At 33.5% G+C, this 11,298-nt stretch carries 10 protein-coding genes, 2 tRNA genes and 1 pseudogene; 9 read left to right on the top strand and 4 right to left on the bottom strand.

Annotation, left to right across the window (positions count from 1 at the left end; genetic code table 11):
* Positions 1 to 22 precede the first annotated feature (22 nt).
* From P8M54_RS09550 to P8M54_RS09560, 3 genes are all read left to right on the top strand, one after another.
* Positions 23 to 95, top strand: a tRNA-Gly gene (locus P8M54_RS09550).
* Between the two features lie 14 nt (positions 96 to 109).
* A tRNA-Leu gene (locus tag P8M54_RS09555) sits at positions 110 to 195 on the top strand.
* A 162-nt stretch (positions 196 to 357) separates the two neighbouring features.
* Complete coding sequence (locus tag P8M54_RS09560) at positions 358 to 705, top strand: DUF1508 domain-containing protein (protein ID WP_300287592.1); 348 nt, start codon at positions 358 to 360, stop codon at positions 703 to 705.
* Positions 706 to 814: 109 nt separating this feature from the next.
* On the opposite strand, the gene P8M54_RS09565 is transcribed toward P8M54_RS09560, so the two are convergent.
* The gene (locus P8M54_RS09565) at positions 815 to 1,003 is read right to left on the bottom strand and encodes a hypothetical protein (RefSeq protein WP_300287593.1); all 189 of its coding nucleotides are present in this window, start codon (positions 1,001 to 1,003) and stop codon (positions 815 to 817) included.
* A gap of 453 nt (positions 1,004 to 1,456) precedes the next feature.
* Entirely contained in the window at positions 1,457 to 2,698 is a 1,242-nt protein-coding gene (locus tag P8M54_RS09570; RefSeq protein WP_300287594.1) for a glycosyltransferase N-terminal domain-containing protein, read from the bottom strand.
* Positions 2,699 to 2,918: 220 nt separating this feature from the next.
* Between P8M54_RS09570 and P8M54_RS09575 the strand changes: the two genes are divergently transcribed.
* Together P8M54_RS09575 and galE are read left to right on the top strand one after the other, a co-directional pair.
* On the top strand, positions 2,919 to 4,052 hold the full coding sequence (locus P8M54_RS09575; protein ID WP_300287595.1) for a DegT/DnrJ/EryC1/StrS family aminotransferase: 1,134 nt from the start codon (positions 2,919 to 2,921) through the stop codon (positions 4,050 to 4,052).
* A gap of 48 nt (positions 4,053 to 4,100) precedes the next feature.
* A complete protein-coding gene (gene galE / locus P8M54_RS09580) occupies positions 4,101 to 5,114 on the top strand; it encodes a UDP-glucose 4-epimerase GalE (protein ID WP_300287596.1) in 1,014 nt (337 codons plus the stop codon).
* 31 nt (positions 5,115 to 5,145) lie between these two features.
* Here galE and P8M54_RS09585 read toward each other — a convergent pair whose 3' ends face one another.
* Complete coding sequence (locus P8M54_RS09585; protein ID WP_300287597.1) at positions 5,146 to 5,400, bottom strand: hypothetical protein; 255 nt, start codon at positions 5,398 to 5,400, stop codon at positions 5,146 to 5,148.
* Positions 5,401 to 5,550: 150 nt separating this feature from the next.
* On the opposite strand from P8M54_RS09585, the gene P8M54_RS09590 reads away from it, so the two are divergent.
* The 3 genes from P8M54_RS09590 to P8M54_RS09600 all read left to right on the top strand — a co-directional run bounded on the left by P8M54_RS09590 (position 5,551) and on the right by P8M54_RS09600 (position 9,355).
* A complete protein-coding gene (locus P8M54_RS09590; RefSeq protein WP_300287598.1) occupies positions 5,551 to 5,814 on the top strand; it encodes a hypothetical protein in 264 nt (87 codons plus the stop codon).
* A gap of 64 nt (positions 5,815 to 5,878) precedes the next feature.
* Positions 5,879 to 6,685 carry a GLPGLI family protein gene (locus P8M54_RS09595; RefSeq protein WP_300287599.1) on the top strand — a complete coding sequence of 269 codons (807 nt, stop codon included), beginning with the start codon at positions 5,879 to 5,881 and terminating at the stop codon, positions 6,683 to 6,685.
* Positions 6,686 to 6,757: 72 nt separating this feature from the next.
* Positions 6,758 to 9,355, top strand: a complete 2,598-nt coding sequence (locus P8M54_RS09600) for a hypothetical protein (RefSeq protein ID WP_300287601.1) — start codon at positions 6,758 to 6,760, stop codon at positions 9,353 to 9,355.
* A gap of 59 nt (positions 9,356 to 9,414) precedes the next feature.
* On the opposite strand, the gene fabD is transcribed toward P8M54_RS09600, so the two are convergent.
* Positions 9,415 to 10,290 (bottom strand): ACP S-malonyltransferase, encoded by an 876-nt coding sequence (gene fabD / locus P8M54_RS09605; RefSeq protein WP_300287602.1) that lies wholly within the window; start codon positions 10,288 to 10,290, stop codon positions 9,415 to 9,417.
* A gap of 326 nt (positions 10,291 to 10,616) precedes the next feature.
* On the opposite strand from fabD, the pseudogene P8M54_RS09610 reads away from it, so the two are divergent.
* A pseudogene (locus P8M54_RS09610) lies at positions 10,617 to 11,298 on the top strand (hypothetical protein); the annotation flags it as partial.

Here is an 11,298-nt window from a genome sequence, read left to right on the forward strand (position 1 = left end):
GTTCTTTTTAAAAATTGAAAATGCGAAAATAGCTCAGTTGGTAGAGCGCGACCTTGCCAAGGTCGAGGTCGCGGGTTCGAGCCCCGTTTTTCGCTCGATACCAAATAATGCTCGGATGGTGAAATTGGTAGACACGCTGGACTTAAAATCCAGTGAACAGCAATGTTCGTGCGGGTTCAAGTCCCGCTCTGAGTACAAAGAAAGCTTCAAACTATGTTTGAGGCTTTTTTTTTGTCCTCAATAATTAGGGTTGGTCAACGAATTGCAAGCTGTGAAGTTGTAATAATGGTCGTGATTGTGGTATGTTTGCGTGATCACGCTTAAAGTGGTAATTAACCTGTTTGTTCTAAAATAACTATGGCTTCTTTTGTAATTAGTAAAAGATTTAGTGGAGATTATAAGTTTGAATTTGCTTCTCGCAAAGGCAAGCCTATTTTTACTAGTAATGCTTATGAGTTAAGGATGGATTGTGAGTCGGCTGTAGAGTACTTGCGATCAGTACTTGAAACGTGCTCTTATGTAAAGTTTAAGACTTCCAAAGGAAAGTATTTCTTTCGTGTCGTTGTAAATGGGCAAGTAGTGGCGGTAAGTCGTAAATACAGCACGGAATTAATGGTGCAGAAAGGAATCGATGAAATTGTAAAGTACGGGTCTAAAGCTGAGATTTTAGATTTTTCAAACAACAATTTTGAATTTACAGATTAGTAGCGTTCTGCACTAAAAATAAGTATTTGGGTTTTTATAAAAAAAAATAGGCACAAAAAAAAGCCGCTACTAAAGTAAACGGCTTATTTTTTTTTGCTTGTGTCTGAAATTATTCAGCAGCAGGAGCTTCAGTAGTTGCAGCAGCAGCAGTATCAACAGCTACAGTATCAACAGCTACAGTATCAACAGCTACAACAGTAGTGTCAGCTACAACTTCTTCAGCAGGAGCTTCAGCTTTTTTACAAGATACAACAGTTAAAACAGCAACAACAGCTAAACTTAAAAATACTTTTTTCATCTTAATTTAATATAAAAGGTTAATTATTAATTCGGAGCAAAGATATAAAATTTTTGATATGTAGAATAAATTTTCAATTTTTTTTTAAAAATAATATTTCCAACCCTTTTTCTTGATTCTGTTTTATGTAACCTGCTGCCTGTAAAGGGGTTTACGTGCTTAGTTGTTTGAAAAAGGAGTCTGTTTGTTTTTCAAACAAGCCACTAAGGCTCTCCTTTAGCCGTTGTTTAGTGGGTGAGTAGACAAATATTTGATTATGAATAGTTTATATTTTGCCAAAATAGGATGGCCGAATAAGTATTTATCCAAATAAACTAAAGCAAAATTTTATAAAAACGCAAATTCGAACTGTTTTAACTACTTCAACCAATAGAAATGCAGTGCTAGTGCTATCGAAATTGATTTTTGACAGAAAGCAAGAAATTAAAGACATAAAAAAGAGGTGTGAACCAGTTATGGAGCTATCGTATTTAAAATGATGTTGGTTGCTCCTTTATTCATTGTTACAAATGTGCTACATATATGTCCTTTCTCTGTTCGATATGTTGCATCTGCGTTCAATTCAGTAATCGTTTTTTTTAATTGTTGCGCATTAGAAATTGCGCGACATCCTTGTAATCTGATTAAGGCGGTTGCTTCCGCAAAGTGTGAATAATTAGGACCTATAATGATTGGGATTCCAAAGGTGGCTGGTTCTAATATATTATGTACACCGGGATTTCCAAATCCTCCTCCCACGTAAGCGATATCAGCATAACTATAAATTTTAGTTAGTATACCAATGGTGTCTATGATAAAAACATCATATTCTGCTAATGGCATGGTAGGATTGTAAAGATAATCCGAATAGAGTACTGTTTTTTTAGTGATCGAATTTTTCAAGCTGGCAATTTGATCTTTTTTGATGTTGTGAGGCGCGATTACTACTTTTATATTGTGCGCTGTTTGATTGATGTATTTTGTCAGTAGGGCTTCATCTTTTGGCCAAGTGCTTCCTGCAACTAGTGTTGTTTTGTTGTTTTTAAAAGCAGCAATAAACGATAAGCTGTTGTCTTTTTCTAAAATGGTTGCTACACGATCAAAGCGCGTGTCTCCCGAGACAGCAACATTTGTTTTGCCTAATTGTACTAGTAGGTTTTTAGATTTTTCGTTTTGAACAAAAAAGTAGGTAAAGGCATCTAGTGCTTTTACGTAGAACGCCCCATACCATTTAAAAAAGAGTTGGTTTTCTCTAAAAATCCCCGAAACTAAATAAGTCGGTATTTGGTGTTCCTTTAATTCGTTGAGGTAGTTAGGCCAAAATTCGTATTTGATAAAAAATACCATATCAGGATGAACGGCTTTTATAAATTCCTTTGCATTTGATTTAGTATCTAAAGGCAGATAAACAGTAGCGTGGCCCACTATATTATTTTTACGTACTTCATAACCTGAAGGCGAAAAAAAACTGATTATTATTTTGTGTGAAGGGTATTTGGTTTTTATACTTTCAATTACAGGAAGACCTTGTTCGTACTCTCCTAATGAAGCGGCATGGAACCATATAGTAAGGTCTTCGGGTTTTATTTTGCTGGAAAGTTCTTTAAAAACCTCTTTTCTACCATCGACAAAAAGTTTGATTTTTGGTGCGAAAAGCGCAATCACAGGTAATAGCGAACTAGCGAAATTGGTTAAAATATTATACAGAAAAAGCATATGAAAAGTTTTATTTTGCTAAAATACTGTTTCTTTTGTTTATCATTTAAATCTTAGCGGTTAAATTGCTATTTTTGCAATAAGAAGTAGTAGAAAAGGCGGTAGTTGGCGATTTCGAATACAATTAAAATTTCTTCCCAACTAGGTTGAGGTAGCAGCGGGCTTTGCTCAGTCTTCTAATTTTAACTTTAAAAGCTGCTTCTGGTAAATTTAAATAGAGATGAAAAAAATACAAATGGTTGACTTGAAAAGTCAATACGATAAGATTGCTACCACTGTTAATGATTCAATCCAAGAGGTTTTAGATACTAATACTTATATTAACGGACCGCAAGTACATCAATTTCAAAAATCATTAGAGGAATATCTTGATGTAAAGCATGTAATTCCTTGTGCTAACGGAACCGATGCTTTGCAAATCGCCATGATGGGATTGGATTTAAAGCCGGGTGATGAAGTGATTACTGCTGATTTTACTTTTGCTGCAACTGTGGAGGTAATAGCTCTTTTACAATTAACACCAGTTCTTGTTGATGTGGATCTGTACAACATGAATATTTCTATTGATCGCATTAAAGCGGCAATCACACCTAGAACTAAGGCCATTGTTCCGGTACATTTATTTGGACGTGCTGCTAATATGGAGGCAATCATGGCATTAGCTAAAGAACATAATTTATATGTGATTGAAGATAATGCTCAAGCGATTGGAGCCAATTGTAAATTCTCTGATGGAACCAAAAAGAAAGCAGGCACAATAGGACATGTAGGAGCGACTTCATTTTTTCCATCTAAAAACTTAGGTTGTTATGGTGATGGTGGAGCTATTTTTACGAATGATGATGCCTTGGCTCATAAGCTACGCGGAATTGTAAATCACGGAATGTACGAACGTTACCATCATGATGTAGTAGGTGTAAATTCTCGTTTAGATAGCATACAAGCTGCTGTGTTGAATGCTAAGTTACCTTTATTAGACTTGTACAATAAGTCGCGACAAGATGCAGCTAGAAAATATTCTGCTGCTTTTGAAGGACATAAAAATATTATTGCTCCGCAAATTTGTGATATCTGCGATTGCCACGTTTTTCATCAATATACTTTACGTATTTTAGATGCTGACCGCAATGGCTTAATGCAGCATTTATTAGATAACGGAATTCCATGTGCTATTTACTATCCAATTCCTTTACATGCTCAAAAAGCGTATGTAGATGAGAGATACAAAGAAGAGGATTTTCCGGTAACGAATCAGTTGGTTAAAGAAGTGTTATCGTTGCCGATGCATACCGAATTAGACGACGAACAAATTAAGTTTATCACTGACTGTGTTTTGGGATTTTTAAATAAATAAAATAGAAAGGCACGGTAATTCGTGCCTTTTACATAAAATACAAACAATATGAAAATACTAGTAACAGGAGGTTTAGGATTTATAGGTTCACATACTGTTGTGGAATTGCAAAAAGAAGGATATGAGGTCGTTATTATTGACGATTTATCAAATACTTCTTTAAAGGTTATGGATGGTATTGAATCAATTTCAGGAATTGTTCCTGCTTTTGAAAAATTAGATTTACGTGAGAAAGGTAAAGTCCAAGACTTTTTTCAAAGACACTCTGATATAGAAGGAGTCATTCATTTTGCCGCTTCAAAGGCAGTGGGCGAAAGTGTTGGAAATCCTCTTCTATATTATGAAAATAATGTTAATGCTCTAGTGTACTTATTACAAGAACTACAGAAAAAAGAAACAGCTAATTTTATATTTAGTTCGTCTTGTACCGTTTATGGTCAAGCCGAAAACATGCCAATCACTGAAAATGCGCCAATTCAAGTAGCCATGTCGCCTTACGGAAACACCAAACAAATAGGTGAAGAAATCATTACAGATACGGCCAAGGTAACGGGAATCAATGCTATTTTGTTGCGTTATTTCAATCCTATTGGAGCACACCCTTCGGCAGCGATTGGTGAGTTGCCGCTAGGAGTTCCTCAAAATTTAGTTCCGTTCATTACTCAAACCGGAATGGGGTTAAGAAAAGAACTAGCCGTTTATGGCGCTGATTATCCAACTGCTGATGGAACCGCTGTACGAGATTATATTCATGTTGTCGATTTGGCAAAAGCCCATGTAATTGCCTTGCAACGACTACTAAATAAAAAGAATCTTGAAAAAGTAGAAGCTTTTAACCTAGGTACAGGTACCGGAAGTTCGGTATTAGAAGTCATACATGCTTTTGAAAAGGTAAGTGACAAAAAGTTACCATATAAATTAGTGGATCGCCGCGAGGGAGATGTCACCGAAGCGTATGCTAATACCACCAAAGCAAATACTATTTTAGGCTGGACCGCCCAATCTACTTTAGAGGAAGCATTAGCAAGCGCCTGGAAATGGGAACAAAAAATTAGAGAATAAGAAAAAGACTGTCAATAGACAGTCTTTTTTTTTACTTCTTAGATTCCTCTTTCATTTCTTCTGCTTTTTCATTCATTTTAGCAGCTCCTTCTTTCATTTTGTTGCTAATTTTAGATTTAGTAGAATCGATGGCAGCGTCTACTTTTACAGCCGCTGTATCAACGGCTTGGTCCATTTCAGTTCCTATAGCATCTGTGGCTTCGCCTACTTTGTCTTTGGTTTCTTGTTTACAAGAAACGATTGTTAATGCTGCAACAACCGCTAATCCTAAAAAGGTCTTTTTCATAATCAATATGTTTTGTGATTTTTAAAGGCTAATTTACGTTTAAATTGGTTTTATATAATAGTAGGATAAAATTTGCATTTATGTTTGTTTTTTTTAGTTTTGGTAAGTTAATTAACAAATAAAAAACTATTAATTTTTAAGATTAAAAAAATGAAGAAAAAAATTTTTACATTGGTGGCTTTAGGTATGCTAACTTTGGCTAGTGCAGCCAATGAAAAGTCAGAAACAAAAGAAGTAGAAAAAGCCAAAAAAGAAGCATCTGATAAGAAAAAAAATGAGGAGAAGACTGTAGGTTGTAGTATCTGGGATGGCAACAATTGGGTGAGGCATGAATATTCTTGCTTTTTTTGTTGGGGTGGTGCAACAAATGGTTGTATTGCTGAAGCTGTAAAGGAACTTGGGCTAGCGCAATAGTGTTTGTTTGCTTCCTCTAACAGGAGGAAGCACTTTAATTTTAATAGTATAAGTTTTAATTGGGATGAGAAAAATTATTTTGCTTTTGTTTTTTATCAATGTGATGCATTCACAGTCAATAAAAGTGTCTTTTTTATTTAAAAAGAATGATGTTGCGTTAGATAATATGTCGTTGACCAAAAAATTCACTTTGTATCAAAATGAAAGTTACTCGCTTTTTGAAGTCACTGATTTTATGGATATAAATAATTTTAAGTATAAAGATAAAGTTGCGGTAATAAAGGAACGAGATACCATTGCATTTTATACTATTGACAATGCTGCGCTTACTTTTTCCTATAATGAGCAATTTTATAAAGATTTCAGAAGCGGAGTACTGTTAAGTTCTGAATTACTTGAGTTTAAAAGAAAAGTATTTATTGAAGATAAAATTGATATGTTTGAGTGGGAAATTTTGAATGAAAAAGATACAATAATTGCTAATTATAAATGCAAAAAGGCTACTACGAAACATCGAGGCAGAGAATACGAAGCTTATTTTACGAATGAAATAGCTAATCAAGGTGGTCCATGGAAATTTGATGGTTTACCTGGATTTATTTTGTACGTTAAAACAAAAGATAATTTTCTAGAAATTCAAGCTACAGAAATTACATACTTAGATTCTGTTGAGGATAAACTTAAAAATCCATTTATAAATAAAAAGAGGATTCCTTTTTCAGCACTTGCTGGCGAAATTATAAAAGAAGAAAAAATTAGATTTCAGAAGGCTAAAAGTTCTGAAACACCATCACAATCAATGATTTTTGGTCCTAGAATGGGTACCATTGAGCTTATTGAAGAATTGCAAAAAGAAAGGGTTTACGATTAAACAATATGGGCGTGTATTCACTTTAACACTTAAACAGATGCCTTTTTATTTGTTTAAAATCATTTACCTACCATGTCAAAATATCATTGCACCCTAATTTTCTTTTTCTTTTATATTATTTCTTCCAGTCAGACAGTTCAGCTCACAATAGAGGATGAGCAAGGAATGCCTGTACCAGTATGTAATGTTTTGTTCAAAGAAAAAAATAGTCAGGCTATAGCAGAGTACACCAAAATTTTTGATGGTAACATCAATTATTTATTGAAAAAGAAATACCAAGATTTAGAATTAGAAATAACGGCAACATCATTTTACTCAAAAAAAATAGATATTGCAACTCCAAAAATAGGCCAAGAATATAGTTTTAAGATAGTTTTGCGTAAAAATGAAACCATACAATTACAAGAAGTTATTATAAAAAAAACAGATCGTCCCTACATAGTAAAAAAGGATACTGTTGTTTTTGTTGTCGCAAAGTACAGAGATGGTAGTGAGAAAAAAGTCGAAGACCTTATAAAAAAACTGCCTGGGATTGAGGTTGATAAAAATGGGAGTATAAAATACAAAGGTAAAGCTTTAGAAACCGTTACTCTGGATGGGGATAACGTTTTTAGTTCGAATTACAAAGTGGGAACTAAGAATATAAATATAGATATGGTAGAGCAAATTGAAGCCATTGAAAATTATACAAAAAATCACCTTCTAAAAGGTATTGAAAGTGAGGGTAGAGTAGCTCTTAATTTAAAACTTAAAAAAGGCAAGTCAGATTACTCTGGAACAGTAGAAAATGGGATCGGTCTGAAGGAGGATTTAAAAGGAGCCTATTATGCGGATGTTCATTTAATGCAAATTTCTGCTGCTGTAAAATCATTTACAACTGTAAACTTGAATAACATTGGTCGAAGCGATACTTATTTTTATGAAAAACAGAGCAGTAAGAGTATGGATAGAAAATCAGAAGATGATTTTAGAACAAAAAAAATACTTTCGGATGATTTGTTTTACCCTTCTTTAGACCCGATTCGCTTTAATCGAAATCAACAATTTTTTGCCAGTTATAATTCCTTATTTAAGCTGAGCAAAATAGTAAGTCTCAAAGTGAATTTCAATTTCATTGATGATAAAATAAATTCTAAACAACAGATTCAAACAACAAATTATATTGACAATAAAGTTTTTACTACAAATGATGAATATTCATATGTGAAGAAACCAAATATTGAAACAGGTGAAATTGAGCTTAGGGTCAATACATCAAAAGCTAGCTTAATAGAAATCTACAGTAAGCAATATTTCGAAAAATCAAGTTTAGATGCTAATTATACTCAAAACAAAGAATTTAAATTTGAAAATTTTAATGAAACCAATAGTTTTTTTTCGGTAAATAAATTGGTTCATACTTGGAAGGTAGCCAATAATAAAGCCCTGCAAACCAATTTGTATTATTCTTTTGATAAAGAACCGCAGCTATTTTCTAGTTTTGGTAAAAATGAGACAATTCAGCAGAAAAGCACTTTTCAAAAACAAACTTTACTCTTCAATTCTGTTTTTTTAGGGAAGAACGATAATATAAATTATATGATTCAATTGGGAGGTAATTTAACCAAAACTCCCTATTTCTCTACTAACGAATTAGAAATAAATAATGTTTATTTATCTAACAACTCCTATTATAATTATTCACAACTAAAATATAAGTTGAAAAAAATAGTATTTACGCCAAGTGTTTCTTTGACTAAGTATAATTTTATTTTAAGTGATGGTATACTAAACAGTGACAAAACATCAAACAATTTTGTCTTTGAGCCCTCTTTATTAATTGATTATAGAATTTTTAAAGGGATGATGCAATTTTCTTATTCACATAAGCAAAAACCAATTAGTGAGGATTATATTTTTACTAATGGTGTTTTTGTCAATAATAGAACTGTTATGCTTAATAACCCCAGTTTTAATTTTCAAAAAGGCAATTATTATTCCTTCAACTATCATTACACTGATTTAGGAAGTAATACGACGCTAAGTTTGACGACACAGTATGAAAAAAACAATGGCCAGTTTTTATCTTCCTTTACTATTGGTGAGCGTTTTTCTGTTATTAAAAATGAGTTTTTTAAAGAAAAAAATACTTCAAAAGGAGCCAATTTAAGAATGTCTCGATTTTTTTCTAGCCTTTCGTCTACTTTAACCTTTAGCTCTAATTGGTTAGAAACATTATACCCTAACTTTGTAAACAACAGTGATATCAGAAGAAATAGCAATCAAAATTTTAAAAATAGTTTTGAATTTAGATCTGGTTTTTCAACGAAAGTAAATTTTGAGAACGCAACTATTTATAGCGTTTTAAAATCAAAGTCAACCCAAGAAAATTCGATTCAGACTTTTCAAAATACGTTTAAAGTTCGCTATAAAATAAGTAAAAAATCAAATATTGTTTTAAAAAGTGATTTGTTCGTGCCAGACATTAAAGAGAATCGTAACGCTTATAACTTTGTTGATTTTGAATATTACTTTAAATGGAATGATAAGTTAAATTTTATAGTAGTTGGAAATAATCTAATGAATTTGAGAAATTTTAGTCAATACCAAAATAATGATTTTTCAAAGTATATTTCTCAAACTAATTTAACCTCTCGATTTATTTTATTAAGTATGGAATATTCATTTTAATCAAAAAGTCCTCAAAAATTATTATTTGAGGACTTTTAATAAGTGTAAAAACTTGTTAATTAAATGTTTGCAGTAGCAGCTTCTTTATCTATTTTTCCAATTAAGCCTGCTAATACTTTTCCTGGACCAACTTCAGTAAACAAAGTTGCCCCGTCAGCGATCATTTGTTGAACTGATTGCGTCCATTTTACGGGAGCAGTTAGTTGAATGATTAAATTTTTCTTGATTTCATTGGCATCAGATACTGCTGTTGCTGTTACGTTTTGATACACTGGGCATATTGGTGTAGAAAAAGTAGTTGCTTCAATAGCTGCAGCAAGTTCTTCTCTAGCTGGTTCCATCATAGGAGAGTGGAAAGCACCACCTACAGGTAATAACAAAGCGCGTTTTGCTCCCGCTTCTTTCATGGCAACACAAGCAGCTTCAACAGCAGTTGTTTCTCCTGAAATCACTAATTGTCCTGGGCAATTGTAATTGGCAGCAACAACAATTCCGTCAATTGAGGCGCACACTTCTTCTACCACATTGTCAGCAAGTCCTAAAACAGCTGCCATGGTCGAAGGTTTGATTTCGCAGGCTTTTTGCATTGCTAAGGCTCTTTGTGATACTAATTTTAATCCGTCTTCAAACGATAAAGCACCATTAGCAACCAAAGCCGAAAATTCGCCTAACGAGTGACCCGCTACCATTTCGGGTTTAAAGTCAGCACCTAAAGTTTTGGCTAATATAACCGAGTGTAAAAAAACAGCTGGCTGCGTCACTTTGGTCTCTTTCAATTCCTCTGCCGTGCCTTCAAACATAATATCAGTAATTCTAAAGCCTAAAATAGTGTTTGCTTGCTCGAATAAATCTTTTGCTAAAGCGGAGTTTTCATATAAATCTTTTCCCATTCCTGTGAACTGAGCGCCTTGACCCGGAAATACATATGCTTTCATATTTTTATTTTATAGATTGAGTGATTTTTAAATTTCATGAGTAAATCAGCAACAAAAATACTATTTTTTTAAGAACTACCATAGTAAGGTATAGGAGCAGCACTTTTGGCATTCATAACACATTTACTCCCGCTTTCGCTTGTATCTCTTCACTTCGTTACGAGGATGCCAGCTCTATCGGGGCTATTTCTGGCGTATACTGCTTCTAAAACGGAAGTTTTTTACCTCTCGATTCATTTATGAAGTACTATTTTTTAATGAAATGCCGCTATTTAAGTGTAACAAAAAGGGCAATTCAATACTAATAGAGTAAATTATATGGTGTTATGAAAAAAAGTGTTTCGATTGTTTTCTTCCTGTTTGTTTGCTTTTTGCTGTTTTATGTAGGCATGCCAACAATCAACTACGGTTTTATTGGGTTGCCTTTTACGTTGTTAGTTTTGACTGTCTTGGCAATAGTTCTTTCCACGGGATTGAAAATGTCAGCCGATAAAAAACAAGTACAAATCGCTAAAAAGCCCAATCGCTTTTTATTTATTACAATAGCGGTTTTATTAGGATACATGATTGTTACACCTATATTAACCAGCCTTCCGTTGTTTCGAGCAGCTTCTTATCAAACCTTGATAGGTAAAGTGGCTAGTGGCCAAAAGATATCCAACCATATTGCACCTATTTCTATCGACGAAATCAGAGTAGTCGATGAGGATTTAGCACATCTTTTAGGAGAAAAAGTATTAGGATCGCAACCGGCGTTGGGTAGTCAAGTGGAGCTTGGAGAATTTTGTATTCAAAAAGTCAAAAACGATCTGTATTGGGTAGCACCATTATTGCACTCTGGTTTTTTTAAATGGATGAATAATCAAGAAGGAACAGCGGGTTATGTGATGGTATCAGCAACTAATGAAAGAGATGTGAAGTTGGTTCAAAATATTGAAGGGAAAGATGTTAAGATAAAATACCAACCTGAGGCTTATTTTCAGTCTAATATTCAACGACTTTTATATT

It is taken from the genome of Flavobacterium sp. (genome assembly GCF_029242675.1).
In the GTDB taxonomy this organism is placed as follows: Bacteria; Bacteroidota; Bacteroidia; order Flavobacteriales; family Flavobacteriaceae; genus Flavobacterium.

Bases quoted from the DNA above. Each gene is read 5' to 3' on its own strand.
- P8M54_RS09560 (WP_300287592.1), top strand. From the start codon at position 358: ATGGCTTCTTTTGTAATTAGTAAAAGATTTAGTGGAGATTATAAGTTT.
- P8M54_RS09565 (WP_300287593.1), bottom strand. From the start codon at position 1,003: ATGAAAAAAGTATTTTTAAGTTTAGCTGTTGTTGCTGTTTTAACTGTT.
- P8M54_RS09570 (WP_300287594.1), bottom strand. From the start codon at position 2,698: ATGCTTTTTCTGTATAATATTTTAACCAATTTCGCTAGTTCGCTATTA.
- P8M54_RS09575 (WP_300287595.1), top strand. From the start codon at position 2,919: ATGAAAAAAATACAAATGGTTGACTTGAAAAGTCAATACGATAAGATT.
- galE (WP_300287596.1), top strand. From the start codon at position 4,101: ATGAAAATACTAGTAACAGGAGGTTTAGGATTTATAGGTTCACATACT.
- P8M54_RS09585 (WP_300287597.1), bottom strand. From the start codon at position 5,400: ATGAAAAAGACCTTTTTAGGATTAGCGGTTGTTGCAGCATTAACAATC.
- P8M54_RS09590 (WP_300287598.1), top strand. From the start codon at position 5,551: ATGAAGAAAAAAATTTTTACATTGGTGGCTTTAGGTATGCTAACTTTG.
- P8M54_RS09595 (WP_300287599.1), top strand. From the start codon at position 5,879: ATGAGAAAAATTATTTTGCTTTTGTTTTTTATCAATGTGATGCATTCA.
- P8M54_RS09600 (WP_300287601.1), top strand. From the start codon at position 6,758: ATGTCAAAATATCATTGCACCCTAATTTTCTTTTTCTTTTATATTATT.
- fabD (WP_300287602.1), bottom strand. From the start codon at position 10,290: ATGAAAGCATATGTATTTCCGGGTCAAGGCGCTCAGTTCACAGGAATG.